The sequence below is a fragment of the Roseateles sp. genome, from assembly GCF_019237615.1.
Lineage (GTDB): Bacteria > Pseudomonadota > Gammaproteobacteria > Burkholderiales > Burkholderiaceae_C > Pelomonas.
The window spans coordinates 1-20,353 of sequence record NZ_JAFAGT010000007.1; the positions used below are offsets into that span (position 1 = coordinate 1).

The window sequence follows — 20,353 nt, forward strand, 5'->3', positions numbered from 1 at the left end:
GACTACGTAGATAGTTCATTGACATCGCAAATTCAAGCGAATTACATGGGTACAAATACCTAGTCATCTGCCCAAGCAAAAGCGGCCTGCCTCATAGAGAGAACAGGCCGCTTGGCGGGCTTGGGGTGCGGGGAACTTCAGATTAGCATCCGCCGCCATGGACGCCGAACAGCCCTCCGCCGACAGCCCCAGTTCCGCCCCCAAGAAGCGCCCCAAGCCGGGCGAGCGCCGCACGCAGATCCTGCAGGTGCTTGCGGGCATGCTGGAGCAGCCTGGTGCCGACCGCATCACGACGGCGGCGCTGGCGGCCCGGCTCGACGTCAGCGAGGCGGCGCTCTACCGCCATTTCGCCAGCAAGGCGCAGATGTTCGAGGCGCTGATCGACTTCATCGAGAGCAGCGTCTTCGGCCTGGTCCACCAGATCGTCGACAACCCCAATCCCCTGCCGCCGCCCGGCAAGGCTGCGCGCATCGCCAGCGTCATCCTGCAGTTCGGCGAGAAGAACCCGGGCATGACGCGTGTCATGGTGGGCGACGCCCTGGTCTTCGAGAACGAGCGCCTGGTGGCACGCATGAACCAGTTCTTCGACCGTATCGAGTCCTCGCTGCGCCAGGTGCTGCGCACGGCGGCCGAGGCCAAGGGCTCGCTGACGCCTACCGTGCAGGCCAATGCCCAGGCCTCGGTCTGGGTCAGCTTCATCATCGGCCGGCTGCAGCGCTATGCGCGCTCGGGCTTCAAGCGGCTGCCGACGGAGCAGCTGGAAGCATCCCTGAAAGCCATTGGCTGACACATCGCCTCCTACACTGGCGGAATGTCTGCCGCGCTTGAATCCTTCCTCGCCCGCGCCGAGGGGCTGCTGACCCGCCTGGAAGCGGTCCTGCCCCACGCCGCCACGCCGCCCGACTGGGCGGTGTCCACCGCCTTCCGTGCCCGGCGCCGCCATGGCACGCTATGCCTGGAGCCGGTCCGCCAGATCAGCCGCATCCGGCTGTCGGACCTGCGGGAGGTGGAGCCGCAGAAGGAGCGGCTGCTGCGCAACACGGCGCAGTTCGTCGCCGGCCGGCCGGCCAACAACGTGCTGCTGACGGGCGCCAAGGGCACGGGCAAGAGCTCGCTGATCAAGGCCGTGCTGAACGAGTTCTCGGGCCAGGGCCTGCGCCTCATCGAGGTCGACAAAGCCGACCTCGTGGACCTGCCGGACCTGATCGAGCAGGTCGCAGCCCGCCCGGAGCGCTTCGTCGTTTTCTGCGACGACTTGAGCTTCGACGAAGGCGAGGCCAGCTACAAGGCGCTGAAGAGCATCCTTGACGGCTCGGTGGCCGCGGCCAGCGACAACGTCCTGATCTACGCGACGAGCAACCGCCGGCACCTGTTGCCCGAGAAGATGGTCGACAACCTGGGCGGCAGCCACGGCGAGCATGGCGAGATCCACCCTGGCGAGGCGGTGGAGGAGAAGATCTCGCTGTCCGAGCGTTTCGGCCTGTGGATCAGCTTCTACCCCTTCAGCCAGAACGAATACCTGGCCATCGTGGCCCAGTGGCTGCGCCATTTCGGCCTGGATGACGCCGCCATCGAGGGTGCGCGCCAGCAGGCGCTGATCTGGGCGCTGGAGCGCGGCTCCCGCTCGGGCCGCGTGGCCTTCCAGTTCGCGCGCGACATGGCGGGGCGGGTCGAATGAGCGGACGTCCCATCACCGAGGTCGCCGTGGGCGTGCTGGTCAGGCCCGATGGTGAGTTCTTGCTGACCTCGCGCCCGGAGGGCAAGGTCTATGCCGGCTATTGGGAGTTCCCGGGCGGTAAGGTCGAGGCCGGCGAGACCGTCGAGCAGGCGCTGGCGCGTGAGCTGCGCGAGGAGATTGGCATCGAGATCGGTGCCGCCCACCCGTGGAAGACGGAGATTTTCGACTACCCCCATGCGCTGGTACGGCTGAACTTCTGCAAGGTCTTCGACTGGACCGGCGAGTTCCAGATGCTGGAAGGCCAGCAGATGGCCTGGGCCAGCCTGCCGGTGCAGGTCAGGCCCGTGCTCCCGGGAACCATTCCCGTGCTGAAGTGGTTTGCCGAGGAGCGCAGCCACGCCGGTGCGACTCACCTAGACTGAAGCAATGAACTGGCTCGATGAAGTGAAATGGGACGACAAGGGCCTCGTGCCCGTCATCGCCCAGGAGCAGGGCACGGGCGACGTGCTGATGTTCGCGTGGATGAACCGCGAGGCGCTGGCTTTGACGGCCGAGCGCGGCCAGGCCGTCTACTGGAGCCGCTCGCGCAACAAGCTCTGGCACAAGGGCGAGGAGAGCGGCCATTTCCAGCAGGTGCACGCGATTCGGCTGGACTGCGACAACGACGTCGTGTTGCTGACCATCACCCAGCTCGGGCACGAACCCGGCATCGCCTGCCATACCGGCCGCCACAGCTGCTTCTTCCAGAAGCTGGAGAGAGGCGTCTGGACCGCCACCGAGCCGGTGCTGAAGGACCCGGGCAAGATCTATGAGTGACGACATCCTCTCCCGCGTCGGCGCGGTCATTGAATCCCGCAAGGGTGCCGACCCGGGCACCAGCTACGTCGCCAAGCTCTTCGACAAGGGCCTGGACGCCATCCTGAAGAAGGTCGGCGAGGAGGCCACCGAGACCGTCATGGCGGCCAAGGACGGCGATCCGAAGAAGGTCGTCTACGAGGTGGCCGACCTGTGGTTCCACAGCATGGTCGCCCTGGCCCATTTCAACCTGAAGCCCGAGGACGTGCTCAGGGAACTTGCGCGTCGCGAAGGGCTCTCGGGCCTGGAAGAATTCGCCTCCCGAAACGCGAATCGAAAGCCCCACCCATGAGCGACAACCTCAGCCCCGTCACGATGGACGCCGCCACGCCTGTCGAGAAGTTGGCCAGCCTCAAGCAGCTGACCATGGTGACCTACATCCTCTATGCGCTGAGCGCCTTCACGGGCTTCACGGGGCTGGTCGCGATCATCATCAACTATGTCAAGCGTGAGGACACGGCGGGCACGATCTACGCCAGCCATTTCACCTGGCAGATCCGTACCTTCTGGTGGAGCCTGGTGTGGATGATCCTGGGGGCTGTCACGGTCCTCATCGGCGTGGGCTTCCTGATTCTCTTCATTGACGGGATCTGGGTGCTCTACCGCATCGTCAAGGGCTTCCTGAACTGGAACGACGGCAAGCCCATGCCCGTCTGAAAGGAAATCCCAGCGTGTCCCATGACCCGAACTGCCTGTTCTGCAAGATCGTCGCCGGCCAGATCCCGAGCAAGAAGGCCTACGAGGACGAGGACATCCTCGCCTTCCACGACATCCACCCGTGGGCGCCCGTCCATGTCCTCATCATCCCCAAGCGCCACATCGCGTCGATGGCGGACGTGACCGAGGCCGAGGCTGGCCTGCTGGGCCGCATGACGGCCCTGGGTCCGCGGCTGATGAAGGAGCTGGGCGTGACCAACGGCTTCCGCCACGTCATCAACACCGGGCCGGACGGCGGGCAGGAGGTGTATCACCTGCATCTGCATGTCATGGGCGGGCCCCGGCCCTGGTTGAAGGGCTGAGCCCCGCGTGTCCGCGGTGAAGGCCCGACTCCCCGCATGGAGTCGGGCGTGGGTTCGTCCCTCACCTAGAATTTGAGCCAGTCCTCAAGGAGTCAACATCATGGGTTCATTCAGCATCTGGCACTGGCTGATCGTCCTCGTCGTCGTCATCGCCATCTTCGGCACCAAGAAGCTGCGCAACGTGGGTTCCGACCTGGGCGCGGCGGTCAAGGGGTTCAAGGACGGCATGAAGGACGGCGTGGCCGATGCGCCGGCCGCGCCGCCGCAGCAGGTCGGCACCAGCAAGGCCAACGACCCGAACACGGTCGACGTCGACGCCAAGACCAAGTCCTGAGACGCCAGTCCTGAGTCCGACGAGTGCTTGACTTCGGCTTCGACAAGATCGCGCTGATCGGCGCGGTGGCATTGATCGTCATCGGCCCCGAGAAACTGCCTCGCGTAGCCCGCACGGTGGGCACGCTGCTGGGCAAGGCGCAGCGCTACGTGGCCGACGTGAAGGCCGAGGTCAACCGCTCCATCGAGCTGGAGGAGCTTCAGAAGATGAAGTCCCAGTTCGAGACGGCAGCGCGCGACGTGGAGCAGAGCGTGCGTCAGGAGGTGGACTCCGCCGCGCAGGCGCTGAACCAGACCTGGCAGGACGTGACCGGCGATGCGTCCTACGAGGCCGGCTCCTCGATTGCCCTGCCGCCACCCGAGTACCACCATCCGAGGAAGAACTGGCGCCTCAAGCGCGGCGCGACGCCGCTGTGGTTCAAGCAGAAGGCCGGCGTGCGCCGCCATACCCAGTCGGGGGCGGCGCGTGTCGCGCGCTTCCGCCCACCGAAACGCTGAGCCATGAGCTCCTTCCAGAATCCCGACCGCGATGAACTGGCCGGCACCGAGCAGCCCTTCGTCGCCCACCTGATGGAGCTGCGCGACCGGCTGCTGCGCGCCATCGTCGCCATCGCCGTCTGCTTCGGCGTGCTGTGCATCTATCCCGGCCCCGGACATCTCTACGACCTGCTCGCGGCGCCGCTGGTGTCCCATCTGCCCGAAGGCACGCGGATGATCGCGACCAACGTCATCGCGCCCTTCTTCGTGCCGATCAAGATCACCATGCTGGCCGGCTTCCTGCTGGCCCTGCCCGTGGTGCTCTACCAGGCCTGGGCCTTCGTCGCGCCGGGCCTGTACTCGCACGAGAAGCGCCTGGTGCTGCCGCTGGTCGTGTCCAGCACGCTGCTGTTCTTCGCCGGCGTGGCCTTCTGCTACTTCTTCGTCTTCGGCCAGGTCTTCAAGTTCATCCAGAGCTTCGCGCCCAAGAGCATCACGGCGGCGCCGGACATCGAGGCCTACCTGGGCTTCGTGATGAACATGTTCATCGCCTTCGGCGCGGCCTTCGAGGTGCCGGTCATCGTCGTCGTGCTGGCGCGCATCGGCGTCGTGTCGGTGGACAAGCTGCGCGAATGGCGCGGCTACTTCATCGTCGTCGCCTTCATTGTCGCGGCCGTCATCACGCCGCCGGACATCGTCTCCCAGCTGGCGCTGGCCATCCCGATGTGCCTGCTCTACGAGCTGGGCCTGTTTGCGGCCGGCTACTTCGTTCGCCACACCAAGGCGCCCGACGAGACCGACCAGACGACCGATCAGTCGTCCTGATCGCGCTGCGGCCGGGGCCGCTGCGCCACGGCGAGCTGGAAGGCCATGGCCTTGCCGCTGCGCTGCACGCCCACCTCGACCTGGCTGCTGGGCTTGAGCGCCGCGACGCTGGTCAGCAGCTCGGCCGGCGTGGCGACGGCATGCGCGCCGATGCGGGTCAGCACGTCGCCGGGCTTGATGCCGGCCCGGGCCGCCGGCGCATCGGCGACGACGCCGCCGACCAGCACGCCCTTGGCGTTGCCCAGTTTCAGCGCCTCGGCCAGTTCGGGCGTCAGCTCGCGCGTCTGCACGCCTATCCAGCCGCGCGCGACGACGCCGTCCCGCAGCAGCGCTGCGGCCACCTGGCGCGCCACGTCCACGGGAATGGCGAAGCCTATGCCCAGCGAGCCACCGCTGCGCGAGAAGATGGCCGTATTGATGCCCACCAGCCTTCCATCGGCGTCCACCAGCGCACCACCCGAGTTGCCGGGGTTGATGGCCGCGTCCGTCTGGATGAAGTTCTCGAAGGTGTTGATGCCCAACTGGCTGCGGCCCAGTGCCGAGACGATGCCCGACGTGACCGTCTGGCCGACGTTGAAGGGGTTGCCTATGGCCAGCACGGCGTCGCCGACGGCCAGGCTGGCCGCATCGCCCAGCGCGATGACAGGCAGGTCGGGCAGCTCGATCTTCAGCACGGCCACGTCGGTTTCGGGGTCGGTGCCGACGAGCCGGGCGCGCGCCTGGCGGCCGTCGGTGAGCATGACCTCGATGTCGGCGGCGCCTTCGACGACATGGCTGTTCGTCAGCAGCACGCCATCGGCCGAGATGATGACGCCCGAGCCCAGGCCCAGCTGCGGGCCGCTGCGCGGCTGGCGCGGGGCGAAGGGGAAGCCGGGGAAGCCGAGCGTCGGGTCGCGGCCCCGGCCGGTCGCGCCGGGCGGCGCCTTGCTGGCCGTGATGCTGACGACGGCCGGTGCTGCGACTCGGGCGGCATGGGCGTAGCCGGCACGCACGACCGAGGCGGGCGGGGAGGGCGGCAGGGCGATCTGGCTGGCTGTTCGTGCCGTCTGCGCCGTGGGCGGGTCGCGCCAGCGGGTGGTCTGCAGCCATTGCGGCCGCAGCGTGGCGACGACGAAGACGGCGGCCAGGGCCACGGTCACAGCCTGCGCGAAAATCAGCCAAAGCCGTTTCAACACCCCAACATCCCCATCAAGCCATGACCGATCGCGCCGCGCTGGAGCTCAGCCTGAACCAGTTGCTGGAGCCCTCGCGCTTCAAGGATTATGGGCCGAACGGTCTGCAGGTCGAGGGGCGCGCCGAGGTCCGCCATCTGGCCTGCGGGGTCACCGCCAGCCTGGCGCTGATTGACGCCGCCATCGCAGCCGGGGCCGATGCCCTGCTGGTCCACCACGGCCTGTTTTGGCGCGGCCAGGACGGCCGCGTGACGGGCTGGATGAAGCAACGGCTGGCGCGGCTGCTGGCCCACGACATCAACCTGTTCGCCTACCACCTGCCGCTGGACGCCCACCCGACGCTGGGCAACAACGCCCAACTCGGCGCACGCCTGGGCTGGGCGGCGGACGGGCGCTTCGGCGACCAGGATCTGGGCTTCACGGCGGCCATCGCGCCGACGGATCTCGGCGCGATGACGGCGCTGCTGTGCGAGTGCCTGGGCCGCGATGTGACGGCCGTGCCCGGCGACGGCCGCCCGCTGCGTCGCGTGGCCTGGTGCACCGGCGGTGCGCAGGGCTACTTCGAGGGGGCAATAGCGGCCGGCGCGGACGTCTTCGTTACCGGCGAGATCTCGGAACCCCAGGCCCATTACGCCCGCGAGACCGGCGTCGCCTTCATCGCCGCCGGCCACCATGCCACCGAGCGCTACGGCGTGCAGGGCGTGGGCGCCCGCGTCGCGCAGGAGCTGGGCCTGAGCTGGCAGTTCATCGACGTGGACAACCCGGCCTGAGCACCTGCGCCTAACGCTGGCCTAACGCGATGGCCCGTGGTGCCGCCTAGCATGCGGCGATGGACTCCTGCCCCTGCTGCGCCCCCGTGAGGTGATCCCTGCGCCTGTCGCACTCCTCGGTGGTCTGGGCCCGTGCCGCGGGCAGGCGCGTGACGTCGGAGCGGGCAGGTGGACGACCGAGTGCATGGCGACTGGCGTCGCCGCGACGCCGGCAGATGGCCTTCGGCGTCGTGCTGATCGGACACGCGGCGCTGTTGCTGCTGGCCTGGCAGGCGCGGTGGCTGCCGGCTGCTCCCGGCGACATGCGCCATGCCGTGGAATTGCGCGTGGTGCGGCCCGCGTCTCGCCCACGCGCGCGGGTGGCCCGCGTTGAAGCCTCGTGGCCGGCCGTTGCGCCGGCCGCTCTCCCGCTGGTCCTGCCGCCTGCGCTGCACGGCATTGCGGAGATGTCCGCCGCGGGAAGCGTGGCGGCCCCCGGCGTCCCGGTGGGCGGCGCGGCGGGCCTGCCCGACCTGGCCGCATCGGGCGTGCGCGGGCTGGACCTCAAGCCCAGCGCCGAGATCCTGCGCGGCGCGCTGCCCAACCCGGCCACGACCGACCCGCGCAGCAACGCGCCCAAGCCCACCTTCGAGGAGCGCATTGCAATGGGGCTGGACCCCGGCTTGTGCGTGAAGCTGGATCGCGATCCCGACGGCCAGGTGCGCCGCCGCATGGGGCGGCTGGTGGATGCCTTGTCGCTGCTGCAGGCCACGCATGGCGTGGGGACCAGGGGCGTGAAGGTGTGCGAGTCACTCAGCCCGCGGCGGTCAGCGCATAGTCGATTGCCGCGCGGACAGCCGCCACCTGTGCGGCATTGCACTGCGCGGCCGAGGCGCGCGGGCTGTCGGGGTAGACCTCGGTGGTCGTCGCGAAGCGGGCGCCGGTGATGGCGGCACACAGGCCCCACTGGCTGACGGGAAAGTTGATGACGCCGGGAGACTGCAGCGCCGACGCGTTGATCTGGCCGTTCGCGTCCGGCGGCGCGATGTGCGTGACCGCGGCCACCGCGTCGATGACGGCGCGCTGGAAGGCCGGCTGCGGCCGGGCGATGTCGTCCACCAGATAGAAGCCGTCGGGGATGTGGCCCGGCACGAAATCCTTGCCATCGCGCGCCGCGAGGGCAGGGCGGAACTCCGACTCGTCCGAGTTGGTCGTCTCGTGCAGGTCGATGTGCATCAGCACACGGCCGCGCAGCGGCGCGAGCAGGGCCACCAGGGCCGCGGATTCTCCGGCGGCGCTGCCTTCGCGGAAGTTGCGGTTGGGATCGAGCGCGTCGAAGTTCCAGCGCTGCACCCGTTCGTAGGCCCAGGGGCTGACGCAGGGCGCCACCAGCAGGTTGGCGCGCCCTGCGACCTCCTGCCCGTGGTCGCGGACGAACTGCAGCGCACCGTGCACGCCGCTGGTCTCGTAGCCATGCACGCCACCGGTCACGACGAGGATGGGCAGATCCTCGCGCCAGCCGTGGCTGCGGATGGCAAGCAGCGGAAAGCGCTCACCGTCGTAGACCACGGCACCGTATTCGCCGATGTCATAGTCCCGCCGCAACGGCTCGATGGCGGCGAGCACGTCTGCCGCATAGCTGCGCCGCCTGACGAGGCGCTCGCGCCAGGCGCCGATCTCGGCCTCGCCCCAGGGCTGGCCGGGCCTGCCGATGGGAAAGCTCATGGCCTGGCCCTCTCGCTGGCGATCCAGGCGCTGATGCGTTGCTCCAGCAGCGGCAGCGGCATGGCGCCCTGGTCGATGACGGCGTTGTGGAAGCGGCGCTGGTCGAACCTGGTGCCCAGCTGGGCTTCGGCGCGCGCGCGCAGCTCCTTGATCTTCAGCTCGCCCATCATGTAGCTCAGCGCCTGGCCAGGCTGGGCGTAGTAGCGGTCCACTTCGGCTGCCATGAAGACGGGGTCGTGCCCGGTCTGCTCGATCATGTAGGCGATGGCCTTGTCGCGGCTCCAGCCCAGCGCGTGCAGGCCGGTGTCCACGACCAGGCGCGCGGCGCGGAACATCTGCGCCTGCAGGTGGCCGAAGCGGGTGTAGGGGTCGCGGAACAGGCCCAGCTGCGGGCCCAGCGTCTCGGCGTACAGCGCCCAGCCCTCGCTGAAGACCGAGTATTGCGACTGGCGGCGGAAGCTCGGCAGCTCGCCCAGCTCCACCTGGCGCGAGATCTGCAGGTGGTGGCCGGGCACGGTCTCGTGCGCCACCAGCGTCTCCATCGCCCACTTGGGCCGGCGCTTGAAGGCGATCGCGTTGGCGTTGAACCAGCCGGCCGTCGTGCCGTCCAGCGACGGGCCGTTGTAGTTGTCGGCCGCGCCCTCGCCGGTGTAGGCCGGCATGCCCCGGATGCCGTAGGGCGAGCGTGGCAGGTGGGCGAAGAGCTTGGGCAGTTCGGGGTCGATGCGCTTGGCGATGGCGCGGTAGCCGTCCAGCAGCTCGTCGGCGTTCTGGTTGAAGAACTTGGGGTCGCTGTAGAGGAACTTCTTGAAGGCGGCGAGGTCGCCGTCGAAGCCGGCCTCGGCCTTGACCTTCTCCATCTCGGCACGGATGCGCGCGGCCTCGCGCAGGCCGATGGTGTGGATGTCGCCAGCTGCCAGCGGCAGCGTCACATGGCGAAGGATGAGGGCCTCGTAGACCTTGTCGCCTCCAGGGTAGGCGGACAGGGAGCCACTGTCGGGCGCCTTGGGCGCCAGCTCGTCCTTCAGCACGGCCAGCAGCCTGCGCTGGGCCGGGTAGAACAGCTCGCGCAGCGCCGCCTGGCCCTGGGCCTGGTAGTTGGCCTTGACGTTGGCGTCCACCACCATGCGGTTGAAGGGCTCGTAGGCCGGGCTCCGCGTGACGTCCTCGGGCAACTGGCCCTCGACCTGGGCGATGGCCCGCGCCAGCACCGGCTTGGACGTGACCCAGCCCAGGGCCAACCCCTGGCGAAGGATGGCGATCTCCTGGTCCACGCGCGCCGGATAGGCCGCCAGCCGCGCCAGCCATTGCCTGACCTGGGCCTCGTTGTTGACCGGCACGTTGCGCGCAAAGCCGGCCAGGGCCGACTGCGCGCCGTTCAGCGTGCCCAGCGTCAACGTGCGCCAGCCGGCGTAGCCCTGCATGGCGACGTCCTGCTGGTAGCGGCTGATGAAGAGGGCCAGCGACACGCGGTCCGTGTCGTTGAGCAGGCCGGCGTCCACACCCTGCGCGCGCGCCAGCATGTCGCGGGCGAAGGCGTCGCGGGCGGCCAGGGCAGCGGCGGAGCGGTCGCTGAGCTTGTCGTTGAAGCGCAGGTCTCCGCGCAGCGTGGCCCATTCAGGCGCGGCGCGGGTCTCGGCTTCCCAAGCTTCGTCGAACAGGGCCAGCAAGGCCTGACGGGTCTTGGCTGCGGCGTCGGCCGCGGTGGCAGAGGGTTTCGGCGGCGCCGGCTGGGCGGCGGCGGGGGCCGTCAGGTGCAGGCTGGCGATCAGGGCGGCAATGAGGGTCTTGCGCAAGGGGGTCTCCACGGCCAACAGGGTGAGGATGGGGCCGGGCGGCAGTCTGCCAGCGCGTCGCGGGGGGTGATGAAAGAATGGGGCATGACCCCGGATAACTCCCTAGGCGCGCCGCTCGCCGTCAGCATGGGCGATGCCTGCGGCATCGGCCCCGAGATCATCGCGAGGCTGTGGTGCCGCGACGCGCCGCGCGACGCCATCGTCGTCGGCGACGTGGCCGTCCTGCGGCGGGCCGCGGCGCTTGTCGGCGGCGGCCTGGCAGTGGCCGAGCTGCAGGGGCCCGAGGACGGGGCGCGCGTGCCGCCGCGCTGCCTGCCGGTCTGGCAGCCGGAGGGCTTGCCGGCCGGCCTGGCGGACGCGCCGCTGGGCCGGGTCGACGCCCGCGCCGGCGCTGCGGCGGCGCGCTGCATCGAGGCCGCCGTGGGCCTGATCCGGTCGGGCCGCGCGCGCGGCCTCGTCACTGCGCCCATCCACAAGGAGGCCTTGCATGCTGCCGGTTCGCCCTACCCGGGCCACACCGAAATGCTGCAGGCGCTGGCGGGCCAGGATGGGCAACCCAGGCCGGTGCGCATGATGCTGGCCAACGAGGAGTTGCGCACCGTCCTCGTCACCATCCACTGCTCGCTGCGCGAGGCGATCGCGCGCGTCACGCGGAAGAACGTGCTGGAGACGCTTCGCATCACCCAGACGGCCCTGGTGCGCATGGGTTTCGCGTCACCGCGCATGGCCGTGGCGGGGTTGAACCCGCATGCGGGGGAGGGCGGCCTGTTTGGCGACGAGGAGATCCTGCACATCGCGCCGGCCATCGCCGACGCGCGCGCGCTGGGATGGGACGCGAGCGGCCCCTACGCGCCCGACACGGTCTTCATGCGCGCCCGCCGCGGGGAGTTCGACGTGGTCGTCGCGATGACCCACGACCATGGGCTGATCCCGGTGAAGTACCTTGGCGTGGAGCAGGGCGTCAACGTGACGCTGGGCCTGCCTTTCGTGCGCACCAGTCCCGACCATGGCACGGCCTTCGACATCGCCGGCCGCGGCGTGGCCGATCCGTCCAGCCTGGCGGCGGCGCTGGCGATGGCGCGGCGGTTAGCATGCGTGCCTTCAAATTGAAAACCCATGGAAGGTCTGTCATGAAGCAGCTGTTTCGGTCCCTCACCCCGCTCGTGGCCGCCTGCCTGCTCGCGGCAGGCGTGGCTGGCCCGGCGCATGCCGAGGGCGAGAACTATGTCGTCACCCTGGCCTTCGACGCCTCCTTCGACGCCGAAGGCAAGGTGACGGACTTGCGCCCGCACGAGGAAGCCGAGCACTCGGCCGCGCTGTGGAACAACCTGAAAAGCCGTCTGGGCGGCATGAAGCTGCCGCCCGTCAAGGGCGACGACGGCCAGCCGGCAACCTTCCGCACAGGGCTCTACGTGAGCCTGGAGGTCAGCAAAGGCAGCGACGGCAAAGGCGGCCAAGTGCGCATCAAGGGCCTGAATCCGAGCCCGCTGGTGCTGGTCAAGGACTATTACGCGCCGCCCAAGGACGTGCAGAAGTCGGCCGGTTGGAGCGGCGATGTGAATGCCGAATGCCTGGTCGGCGTCGACGGCCGCTGCGGCGAGGTCAAGGTCGATGCGCTGCCCGGCATTCCTCAGTCCGTGCTGCGCTGGGCCAGCTCGTCGATGACGCTGTGGCGCTTCCAGCCGCCGGAGATCAACGGCAAGCCCATCGCCGCGCCGGTGCGGCAGAGCTTCTCGATGAACACCAGGGACCACATGCCCGTCGACTTCCGCGAGAAACGCAAGCTCTAAGTCGGGACCGAGAACAGGCGCTGCGGCCTGTTCGACGCCTGACGAAGGCCAAGCAGCCTGCTTGCCGCCTGGCCTGCTGCCAAGTCCTCAGGTCTTGGTGCCTAGCGCCGCGAGCTGGGCGCGGGCGCGGGCCGTCGCGCGCTCCAGCAGGTGGCCATGCTCGTAGGCGCGCAGGCGGCCGGCCTCGCAGAGCTTCTTCAGCATGCGGGACGTCATCGTCACCGTCTCCTGGTGTCGGTTGCCGTGCGTGAAGATGAAGAAGCTGCGGCCGGCGCTGACATGGGCCAGGCGCATCTTCTGCCATTGCTCGCCGGTGTGCATCTGATAGGCGAAGCCGAGCTGCAGGCTGTCCATCAGCTGCGCGCCGCTGGCAGGCTCGGCGGCGCTCTCGGCGGCGGGCAGGCCGTCGATGGATATGTCCACGGCCTGCAGCGGCTCGGCCGCGGTCGTGGCATCGTTGCCGGACAGGTCCAGGTCCAGCGTGCCGTTCCAGTCGACGCCGGACTCTTCCACCAACCCCAGGCTCTTGGCCTCGGCCGGCGTCAGGCGCTGGCTGGCGTCCAGCTCGCCGGGCGCGGTCTCGCCGGCCACGGGCCTGGCCAGGTCGGCCTCCACCGGCGGCGCGACGCCGAAGATCTGGTCCAGCTGCTTGATGAGCAGGTTGGTGTCCAGCGCGCTCGGCGCTTGCCCCTTCAGTGACTCTGCATGGGCGGGCAGCAGGGCGCCGAAAAAGTCCTTGCGCGGCGCGTCCGGCCAGCGGATCAGGTCCATGCCCTCGTTGAGGGTGCGCATCAGGTTGGGCAGCTCGCGCAGGAAGTCCGACCGCGCCGCGGTGCCGCCCTTGGGCTGCACGCTCATGACGAGGCTGCGGCCGAGCTGGCGCAGGCGCAGCGCCCGCTCCGGCGCGCCCTCGCGCGAGGCCAGCACGATGGCCTGGCTCCAAACCTGGGCCAGGAAGCTGCGCAGGAAATCCTGCATCGGCACCTTGGCCAGCTGCTGCTGCAGCTGCAGCGCGTAGCGCTGCTGCAGGCGCAGGTCGGTCTCGCGGCGCTCGACGACGGCGGCCGCGTCGCCGGCAGCCTTCAGCGTGTTGCGCGTCTGCTCGGTGATGAAGGCCTCGAGGTCGTCCAGCTTGGCCGTGTAGACGTCCATGTGGTCGAAATCGCCCTGCGCGACGTCCTGCACCAGGTCGCGAATGTGGGCCAGGAAGGCGCGGCCCGGGTCGTCGCTGAAGTCGTCGAAGGCGCAGGCCAGCGAGGCGATGCGGTTGACGAACTGGCGCACCGGGTGGCGGCGCGAGGAGAAAAACGTCTCGTCGCCCAGCGCCGCGCGCAGCACCGGCAGTTGCAGCCGCGCGAGCAGGCGCGCCATCTGCGGCGGCACCTTGGGGTCGGACAGGATCTGGTCGAACAGGCCGGCGACGACGTCGATGACCATGTGGTCCAGCCGTCCCGTCGCGAGCTGGCGCAGCTCGTCGCGGTGCTGGTGGATCAGGTTGGCCGGCAGCGGCATCTGGCCCCAGGCGCTGGGCTCGCCACTGAGGGTGTCCAGGCCCATGCGGCCGGAGTTGCCGCTGTCGAAGCCATCGCCGGCGCCGGGCGCCTGCGCGAGGCGGCGCAGCAAGTCCATCATCTGCGGGTCGACGCGGCCGATGCCACCGCCCCCCCTGCCACCGCCGAAGCCAGCGCTGCGGCTGCTGCCGAACCCGCTGCGGGAGCCGCCGCGTGCCAGCCCGCCATGGCCGGAGCCGCCATAGCCGCCGCGCGTCGACATGCCGCCGTGGCCGGAGTCCAGCTCGCTGGACTGGGAGCCGGCACTCAGGCCGCCGTTGCGCGACAGGCTGCCTTCGGGTGTCGCGCGCACGCGCAGATCCTGGGGGCGCAGGCCGCGGGAGCGCAGCAACTCGGCGATGTCGGCGTAGCAGGCGCGCATCTCCTGGGCCAGCGCGCGGGTCAGCTCGTCGGTCAGGGTCTGGCGCGTCTGCGGGTCGTCGGTGATGCTCTGGACGGCGTCCAGCAGGCCTTGCGCGACCAGCTCGGGCCGCAGGGGATTGCGCTCGCCGACCTGGATGCTGGAGACATAGGACTCGACCTCGCGCAGCTCCCATTCGCAGTGGTGGCCTATGGCCAGGCCGATGCGGTCGGCGGCGACGAGGTTGTTGACCTGGTCGTCGTCCATCAGCGAGAGCTCGCCCCAGTCCTTCTTCGCCGCCGCCGTCGTCGCGGGCCGGGGCTCGGCCTGCTCGGCGGCGACCTGGCGGCGCAGGCTCTGCACGAAACGCTGGGAGAACACCGCCTGCTGCTGGCGGAACACGAACTGGGCCGCCAGCAGTGCGTCCCGGCGCTTGATCTGGCCCGCGGACAGGGCCGACAGGCCCAGTCCTTCCGCACAGCGCTCGGCCGCCTGCTCACCCGCAAGGCGGATGCGGGTCAGCGAGGCTTCAAGGTGCGGATTCAGGCGTATCTCGGGCGCGTTCATCAAGAAAATGGCACGGGAGGCTTCGAAAGTATCGCGCTTGCAACAGGAAGGGGCTTTCCGCGGCGTGCCAACTTGGTGGCAAAAAAAAGCCCGGTAACCATTGCTTACCGGGCGGCGGAGCGGGGCGAGAGCTTAGCGCTTCAGCGAATCGCGGATCTCTCGCAGCAGTTGGATGTCTTCCGGCGTGGGCGGGGGCTCGGCCGGCGCCGGCGCGGCCGCGGGCTCGCGCTTGAGGCGGTTGATCTGCTTGATCATCAGGAAGATGACGAAGGCCAGGATGATGAAGTTCAGCGAGACCGTGATGAAGCTGCCGTAGGCCAGCACGGCACCCTGCTTCTTGGCCTCGGCCAGCGTGCTGGCCGTCTGGCCGGCCAGCGGGATGAAGTAGTTGCTGAAGTCCAGGCCGCCAAAGATCTTGCTGACCACCGGCATGATGACGTCCCCGACCAGGGAATCGACGATCTTGCCGAAGGCGCCGCCGATGATCACGCCGACCGCGAGGTCGACGACATTGCCCTTGACGGCGAATTCCCTGAACTCGGAAAAGAAACTCATGCGCCCTCCTGTTGGCGAAACCGTGACATGAAACGGGACGGATCTTGCCATGTTGGCGCCAAGTCCAGAGGCTCAGAAGGCGGGTAAACCTGTGCCTGACGGGCCCCGGCTTGGGGCGGGCGTCGGGTAAGCGTCCGTTAGAATCCCGGGCTGCCCCTGATCAGAAGTCTCTTTAGAGGACCCTCATGAGTGACCAGCAAGTGGACCAAGGCAAGCGCACCTGGTTGATCGCAACCGGCTGTGCAGGCGCCGTTGGTGGCGTTGCGACCGCTGTGCCCTTCGTCAGCAGCTTCGCGCCCAGTGAGCGCGCCAAGGCTGCCGGCGCACCGGTCGAAGTTGACATCTCCGGCATCAAGCCGGGCGAGAAGTTGACCGTCGAATGGCGCGGCAAGCCGGTCTGGATCGTGCGTCGCACGGCCGAGCAGGTCGAGGCCCTGAAGAAGAACGACAGCCAGCTGGCCGACCCCAATTCTGATCGCAAGGCCTATCCGACGCCGGACTACGCGAAGAACGAGTGGCGCTCGATCAAGCCCGAGTACTTCGTTGCCGTTGGCATCTGCTCGCACCTGGGCTGCTCGCCCAGCGACAAGTTCGCGCCTGGCGCTCAGCCGTCGCTGCCGGACGACTGGAATGGTGGCTTCCTGTGCCCCTGCCACGGTTCGACCTTCGACATGGCCGGCCGCGTGTTCAAGAACAAGCCCGCACCCGACAACCTCGAAGTGCCGCCGTACATGTACCTGTCCGACACCCGTCTGCTGATCGGTGAAGACAAGAAGGCCTAACTAGAACAAACGGGACGACACATGGCTGAATTCAAGGAAGCTCCCGCGGGCGCCTCGGTGGGCGTGAAGACCATGACCTGGCTGGAGAACCGGTTCCCGACCGCGTTCGACGCCTACAAGGTCCACATGTCGGAGTACTACGCGCCGAAGAACTTCAACTGGTGGTACATCTTCGGTTCGCTGGCCCTGCTGGTGCTGGTGATCCAGATCGTCACGGGCATCTTCCTGGTGATGCACTACAAGCCGGACGCGGGCCTGGCCTTCGCGTCGGTCGAGTACATCATGCGCGACGTGCCCTGGGGCTGGCTGATCCGCTACATGCACAGCACCGGCGCCTCGGCCTTCTTCGTGGTCGTCTACCTGCACATGTTCCGCGGCCTGATCTACGGCAGCTACCGCAAGCCGCGCGAGCTGGTCTGGATCTTCGGCTGCGCGATCTTCCTGTGCCTGATGGCCGAGGCCTTCATGGGCTATCTGCTGCCATGGGGCCAGATGTCCTACTGGGGCGCCCAGGTCATCGTGAACCTGTTCGCGGCCGTGCCCTTCGTCGGCAACGACCTGGCCCTGATGATCCGCGGCGACTACGTCGTCGGAGATGCGACGCTGAACCGCTTCTTCAGCTTCCACGTCATCGCCGTGCCGCTGGTGCTGCTGGGCCTGGTGGTGGCCCACCTGCTGGCCCTGCACGACGTCGGCTCCAACAACCCCGACGGCGTCGAGATCAAGAAGGGCCCCAAGGATGCGCAGGGCCGGCCGCTGGACGGCGTGCCCTTCCACCCGTTCTATACGGTGCACGACATCTACGGCGTCTGCCTGTTCCTGATGGCCTTCACCGCCATCGTCTTCTTCGCGCCGGAGCTGGGTGGCTACTTCCTGGAGTACAACAACTTCATCCCGGCCGACCCGCTGAAGACGCCGGCCCACATCGCGCCGGTCTGGTACTTCACGCCGTTCTACTCCATGCTGCGCGCCACGACCGACGTGATGGTCAACGTGCTGTGCGGCGTCGTCGGCATCGCGGCCATCGTGAGCTTCCTGAAGGGCAAGTTCGGCGGCCCGGCCAAGATCGCCCTGCTGGTGGCGGCGGCCGTGCTGATCTTCCTGCTCAAGGTCTTCGACGCCAAGTTCTGGGGCGTGGTCGTCATGGGCGGCGCGGTCATCATCCTGTTCTTCCTGCCCTGGCTGGACCACAGCCCGGTCAAGTCCATCCGCTACCGCCCCGACTGGCACAAGTACGTCTATGCGGTGTTCGTCGTGTTCTTCCTGGTGCTGGGCTACCTGGGCATCCAGCCGCCGAGCGACATGGGCACGCTGGTCGCCCAGGCCGGCACGCTGTTCTACTTCGGCTTCTTCCTGCTGATGCCCTGGTGGAGCCGCCTCGGCACGCCCAAGGCCGTGCCCGACCGTGTGACCTTCCACGCCCACTGAGCCGCGGAGCAAGAACTCAAATGAAAAAGCTGATCGCCATCCTGCTGGCCTCGCTGAGCCTGGCCGGTGCCGCCCACGCTTCCAGCGGCGGTATCGAATGGGACAAGTTCCCCAAGGAGAAGATGTCGGACATGGCCGCGCTGCAGCATGGCGCCAAGCTGTTCGTCAACTACTGCCTGAACTGCCATTCGGCCTCGTACATGCGCTACAACCGCATGCGCGACATCGGCCTGTCCGACACCGACATCAAGAACAACCTGCTGTTCGCGGCCGACAAGGTCGGCGAGACGATGAAGGTCAGCCTGGACGCCAGGGACGCCAAGGCCTTCTTCGGTGCCAACCCGCCCGACCTGACCGTCATCGCCCGCTCGCGTGCCGACGGCGCCAAGGGGTCCGGTGCCGACTACCTCTACACTTACATGCGGAGCTTCTACCGCGACGAGACCAAGGCGACGGGCTGGAACAACATGGCCTTCCCCAGCGTCGCGATGCCGCATGTGATGTGGGAGCTGCAGGGCCAGCGCGCCGCCAAGTTCGAGGAGGTCGCCGACCCCCATGACGCCGAGAAGAAAGTTCATGTCTTCGCGGGCTACCAGCAACTGACCCCTGGCCTGCTGAGCGAGCGCCAGTACGACGAGGCCGCGGCCGACCTGGTGGCCTATCTGCAGTGGATGGGCGAGCCTGCGCAGGGCCAGCGCTTCCAGCTCGGCGTCATCGTGCTGATCTTTCTCGGCCTCCTCACCGTGTTCGCGTGGCGTCTGAACGCCGCGTATTGGAAGGACGTGAAGTAAGCTCGTCCATCCCGGCCCGCCCCAAAGCGGTGCCGAACCACGCAGTGGGGCGCGCCTAGGCCACCCACTGCGTTTGCTTTTTCAGCGTGGCCTCGGCCGTTGCTAGTTTTTGATTGATTGACCCCTCGGGAGCCCAAGCCATGATGGTCCTCTACTCCGGTACCACCGACCCCTACTCGCACCGCTGCCGTTTCGTGCTGTTCGAGAAAGGCATGGACTTCGAGATCCGTGACGTTGACCTGTTCGCGAAGCCTGAAGACATCGCCCTGATGAACCCGTACAACGAGGTGCCCATCCTCGTTGAGCGCGACCTCATCCTGTACGAGTCGCACATCATCAACGAGTACATCGATGAGCGCTTCCCGCACCCGCAGCTGATGCCCGGCGACCCGGTCGCCCGCGCCCGCGTGCGCCTGTTCCTGCTGAACTTCGAGAAGGAGCTGTTCGCCCACGTGAACATCCTCGAAGGCCGCGGCGCGACGACCAAGGCGACGGACAAGCAGCTGGAGAAGGCCCGCGCGCAGATCCGCGACCGCCTGACCCAGCTCGCACCGATCTTCCTGAAGAACAAGTACATGCTGGGCGATGACTTCTCCATGCTGGACGTGGCCATCGCCCCGCTGCTGTGGCGCCTGGACTACTACGGCATCGACATGTCCAAGAACGCGCTGCCGCTCTTGAAGTACGCCGAGCGCATCTTCAGCCGCCCGGCCTACATCGAGGCGCTGACGCCGTCCGAGAAGGTGATGCGCCGCTGATGGACCAGACCCCCGCTTCGACTGGCACGGGTGGGGGCACGTCCACCCGCCCCTACCTGATCCGCGCGCTGCACGACTGGTGCACGGACAACGCCTTCACGCCCTACATCGCGGTCCACGTCGACCGCTCGGTGCAGGTGCCGATGGAGTACGTCGCCAACAACGAGATCGTGCTCAACATCGGCTTCGATGCGACCAGTGGGCTGGACCTGGGCAACGAGTTCATCCAGTTCAAGGCTCGCTTCGGCGGCGTGGCGCGCGAGATCATCGTGCCGGTGGACCATGTCGTGGCCATCTACGCCCGCGAGAACGGCCAGGGCATGGCCTTCCCGGCGCCCGAGCCGCTGAAGGAGGGCGTCGTGGCAACGCAGCCGGCGCCGGCCGCGCCGGAACCGCGCCGCAGCGGCCTGCGCCTGGCGAGCGAAACCGGCGACGGCGAGGGCGGCGACACGCCGCCTCCGCCGGATGCGCCTGGCGGCGGCCCGCGGCCTTCGCTGAAACGGGTGAAGTGAGCGCTTAGAATCGCGTCCTGTGTTTCGCCGGCTTAGCTCAGTTGGTAGAGCAACCGCCTTGTAAGCGGTAGGTCATCAGTTCGAATCCGATAGCCGGCACCAACCACCCAGCCCGTGGGTCTTGAGTCAAGACACTGCGGGTTTCTGAAAAAGTCCTTGTGTGATAGTCACTTATCGCACAAGGACTTTTGCTTTTATACCTCGCTCGAGCCAGAAAGACCCTGCTGACATCTGTGTGGGTACGTCACGATGGTCGACGTGCTGCGCGCGCTCGTTGCGCTGCGCAAACAGGGGCGCGTCGCCGGGCCATCAAACCTGCGACTCGAACCCGCGCGTGGGAGCTATTCAACCATCTGCAGGCACTTGCGGAAGCTGGCGTTGGTGCACACAGGTGTGCGGCGTGGCAACGCAAGAAGTTCCAGATGTTCGGCCATAGCAAGGCAAAGCTGATACCGCCGCGCTTCATTCGCGGGCCGCGCCAGCCCCCGATGGCCACTTCAAACTCCCCCACCTGTGGCCACGTAAATTCCCCCAGGCAGGACGAGCAGGATTATGAGTCGGCGGGCACCATCGTCAGCCTGGCCGCGGCCTCGCGCAGCCGGTAGCTCTTGCCCTCGAACTCCAGCATCG

The 20,353-nt window shown here is 68.1% G+C and carries 22 protein-coding genes, 1 tRNA gene and 2 pseudogenes; 20 read left to right on the forward strand and 5 right to left on the reverse strand.

The window, feature by feature from the left end:
* Nucleotides 1–157 precede the first annotated feature (157 nt).
* The 11 genes and pseudogenes from slmA (at nucleotide 158) to tatC (ending at nucleotide 5,187) form a co-directional block, all read left to right on the forward strand.
* Nucleotides 158–787, forward strand: a complete 630-nt coding sequence (gene slmA, locus JOY88_RS01440) for a nucleoid occlusion factor SlmA (protein ID WP_293499728.1) — start codon at nucleotides 158–160, stop codon at nucleotides 785–787.
* Nucleotides 788–811: 24 nt separating this feature from the next.
* Entirely contained in the window at nucleotides 812–1,678 is an 867-nt protein-coding gene (locus JOY88_RS01445) for an ATP-binding protein (protein WP_293499730.1), read from the forward strand.
* Nucleotides 1,675–2,100 carry an NUDIX domain-containing protein gene (locus tag JOY88_RS01450; RefSeq protein WP_293499732.1) on the forward strand — a complete coding sequence of 142 codons (426 nt, stop codon included), beginning with the start codon at nucleotides 1,675–1,677 and terminating at the stop codon, nucleotides 2,098–2,100. The genes JOY88_RS01445 and JOY88_RS01450 overlap by 4 nt, the downstream gene beginning before the upstream one ends.
* A gap of 4 nt (nucleotides 2,101–2,104) precedes the next feature.
* Entirely contained in the window at nucleotides 2,105–2,494 is a 390-nt protein-coding gene (gene hisI, locus JOY88_RS01455) for a phosphoribosyl-AMP cyclohydrolase (RefSeq protein WP_293499734.1), read from the forward strand.
* Nucleotides 2,487–2,825 (forward strand): phosphoribosyl-ATP diphosphatase, encoded by a 339-nt coding sequence (locus JOY88_RS01460; protein ID WP_293499736.1) that lies wholly within the window; start codon nucleotides 2,487–2,489, stop codon nucleotides 2,823–2,825. Before hisI ends, JOY88_RS01460 begins: the two co-directional genes overlap by 8 nt.
* Nucleotides 2,822–3,190, forward strand: coding sequence for a DUF4870 family protein (locus JOY88_RS01465; protein ID WP_293499738.1), 369 nt, complete (start codon nucleotides 2,822–2,824; stop codon nucleotides 3,188–3,190). Before JOY88_RS01460 ends, JOY88_RS01465 begins: the two co-directional genes overlap by 4 nt.
* Nucleotides 3,191–3,204: 14 nt before the next feature.
* Entirely contained in the window at nucleotides 3,205–3,552 is a 348-nt protein-coding gene (locus JOY88_RS01470; RefSeq protein ID WP_293499740.1) for a histidine triad nucleotide-binding protein, read from the forward strand.
* Nucleotides 3,553–3,652: 100 nt separating this feature from the next.
* Nucleotides 3,653–3,886, forward strand: a complete 234-nt coding sequence (gene tatA / locus JOY88_RS01475; protein ID WP_293499742.1) for a Sec-independent protein translocase subunit TatA — start codon at nucleotides 3,653–3,655, stop codon at nucleotides 3,884–3,886.
* 23 nt (nucleotides 3,887–3,909) lie between these two features.
* Nucleotides 3,910–4,138, forward strand: a pseudogene (gene tatB, locus JOY88_RS23150) (Sec-independent protein translocase protein TatB); the annotation flags it as partial.
* Nucleotides 4,139–4,242: 104 nt separating this feature from the next.
* Nucleotides 4,243–4,383: pseudogene (tatB, locus tag JOY88_RS23155) on the forward strand (Sec-independent protein translocase protein TatB); the annotation flags it as partial.
* 3 nt (nucleotides 4,384–4,386) lie between these two features.
* Complete coding sequence (gene tatC, locus JOY88_RS01485; RefSeq protein WP_293499746.1) at nucleotides 4,387–5,187, forward strand: twin-arginine translocase subunit TatC; 801 nt, start codon at nucleotides 4,387–4,389, stop codon at nucleotides 5,185–5,187.
* Here tatC and JOY88_RS01490 read toward each other — a convergent pair.
* Nucleotides 5,175–6,320, reverse strand: coding sequence for a S1C family serine protease (locus JOY88_RS01490; RefSeq protein ID WP_524539172.1), 1,146 nt, complete (start codon nucleotides 6,318–6,320; stop codon nucleotides 5,175–5,177). The genes tatC and JOY88_RS01490 overlap by 13 nt on opposite strands.
* Before the next feature lie 62 nt (nucleotides 6,321–6,382).
* On the opposite strand from JOY88_RS01490, the gene JOY88_RS01495 reads away from it, so the two are divergent.
* Nucleotides 6,383–7,129: a Nif3-like dinuclear metal center hexameric protein gene (locus tag JOY88_RS01495; RefSeq protein ID WP_293499750.1), complete on the forward strand. Its 747-nt coding sequence runs from the start codon at nucleotides 6,383–6,385 to the stop codon at nucleotides 7,127–7,129.
* A 792-nt stretch (nucleotides 7,130–7,921) separates the two neighbouring features.
* Here the strand turns inward: JOY88_RS01495 and JOY88_RS01500 are convergent.
* Together JOY88_RS01500 and JOY88_RS01505 are read right to left on the reverse strand one after the other, a co-directional pair.
* Nucleotides 7,922–8,833, reverse strand: coding sequence for a M14 family metallopeptidase (locus tag JOY88_RS01500; RefSeq protein ID WP_293499752.1), 912 nt, complete (start codon nucleotides 8,831–8,833; stop codon nucleotides 7,922–7,924).
* On the reverse strand, nucleotides 8,830–10,629 hold the full coding sequence (locus JOY88_RS01505) for a DUF885 domain-containing protein (protein ID WP_293499754.1): 1,800 nt from the start codon (nucleotides 10,627–10,629) through the stop codon (nucleotides 8,830–8,832). The genes JOY88_RS01500 and JOY88_RS01505 overlap by 4 nt, the downstream gene beginning before the upstream one ends.
* Nucleotides 10,630–10,713: 84 nt before the next feature.
* Between JOY88_RS01505 and pdxA the strand changes: the two genes are divergently transcribed.
* Nucleotides 10,714–11,739 (forward strand): 4-hydroxythreonine-4-phosphate dehydrogenase PdxA, encoded by a 1,026-nt coding sequence (pdxA, locus tag JOY88_RS01510; RefSeq protein ID WP_293499756.1) that lies wholly within the window; start codon nucleotides 10,714–10,716, stop codon nucleotides 11,737–11,739.
* Nucleotides 11,740–11,759: 20 nt separating this feature from the next.
* Nucleotides 11,760–12,419: an energy transducer TonB gene (locus tag JOY88_RS01515; RefSeq protein WP_293499758.1), complete on the forward strand. Its 660-nt coding sequence runs from the start codon at nucleotides 11,760–11,762 to the stop codon at nucleotides 12,417–12,419.
* An 87-nt stretch (nucleotides 12,420–12,506) separates the two neighbouring features.
* On the opposite strand, the gene JOY88_RS01520 is transcribed toward JOY88_RS01515, so the two are convergent.
* Together JOY88_RS01520 and mscL are read right to left on the reverse strand one after the other, a co-directional pair.
* A complete protein-coding gene (locus JOY88_RS01520) occupies nucleotides 12,507–14,897 on the reverse strand; it encodes a DUF1631 family protein (RefSeq protein ID WP_293499760.1) in 2,391 nt (796 codons plus the stop codon).
* A gap of 132 nt (nucleotides 14,898–15,029) precedes the next feature.
* A complete protein-coding gene (gene mscL / locus JOY88_RS01525; RefSeq protein WP_293499762.1) occupies nucleotides 15,030–15,452 on the reverse strand; it encodes a large conductance mechanosensitive channel protein MscL in 423 nt (140 codons plus the stop codon).
* Nucleotides 15,453–15,637: 185 nt separating this feature from the next.
* Between mscL and petA the strand changes: the two genes are divergently transcribed.
* The 6 genes from petA to JOY88_RS01555 all read left to right on the forward strand — a co-directional run bounded on the left by petA (nucleotide 15,638) and on the right by JOY88_RS01555 (nucleotide 19,825).
* On the forward strand, nucleotides 15,638–16,234 hold the full coding sequence (gene petA, locus JOY88_RS01530) for a ubiquinol-cytochrome c reductase iron-sulfur subunit (RefSeq protein WP_293499764.1): 597 nt from the start codon (nucleotides 15,638–15,640) through the stop codon (nucleotides 16,232–16,234).
* A 21-nt stretch (nucleotides 16,235–16,255) separates the two neighbouring features.
* Nucleotides 16,256–17,662 carry a cytochrome b gene (locus tag JOY88_RS01535; RefSeq protein ID WP_293499766.1) on the forward strand — a complete coding sequence of 469 codons (1,407 nt, stop codon included), beginning with the start codon at nucleotides 16,256–16,258 and terminating at the stop codon, nucleotides 17,660–17,662.
* A gap of 20 nt (nucleotides 17,663–17,682) precedes the next feature.
* On the forward strand, nucleotides 17,683–18,453 hold the full coding sequence (locus JOY88_RS01540) for a cytochrome c1 (RefSeq protein ID WP_293499768.1): 771 nt from the start codon (nucleotides 17,683–17,685) through the stop codon (nucleotides 18,451–18,453).
* 140 nt (nucleotides 18,454–18,593) lie between these two features.
* Nucleotides 18,594–19,211, forward strand: coding sequence for a glutathione S-transferase N-terminal domain-containing protein (locus tag JOY88_RS01545; protein WP_293499770.1), 618 nt, complete (start codon nucleotides 18,594–18,596; stop codon nucleotides 19,209–19,211).
* Nucleotides 19,211–19,723, forward strand: coding sequence for a ClpXP protease specificity-enhancing factor (locus JOY88_RS01550; RefSeq protein WP_293499772.1), 513 nt, complete (start codon nucleotides 19,211–19,213; stop codon nucleotides 19,721–19,723). Before JOY88_RS01545 ends, JOY88_RS01550 begins: the two co-directional genes overlap by 1 nt.
* 26 nt (nucleotides 19,724–19,749) lie before the next feature.
* A tRNA-Thr gene (locus JOY88_RS01555) sits at nucleotides 19,750–19,825 on the forward strand.
* Nucleotides 19,826–20,353 lie beyond the last annotated feature (528 nt).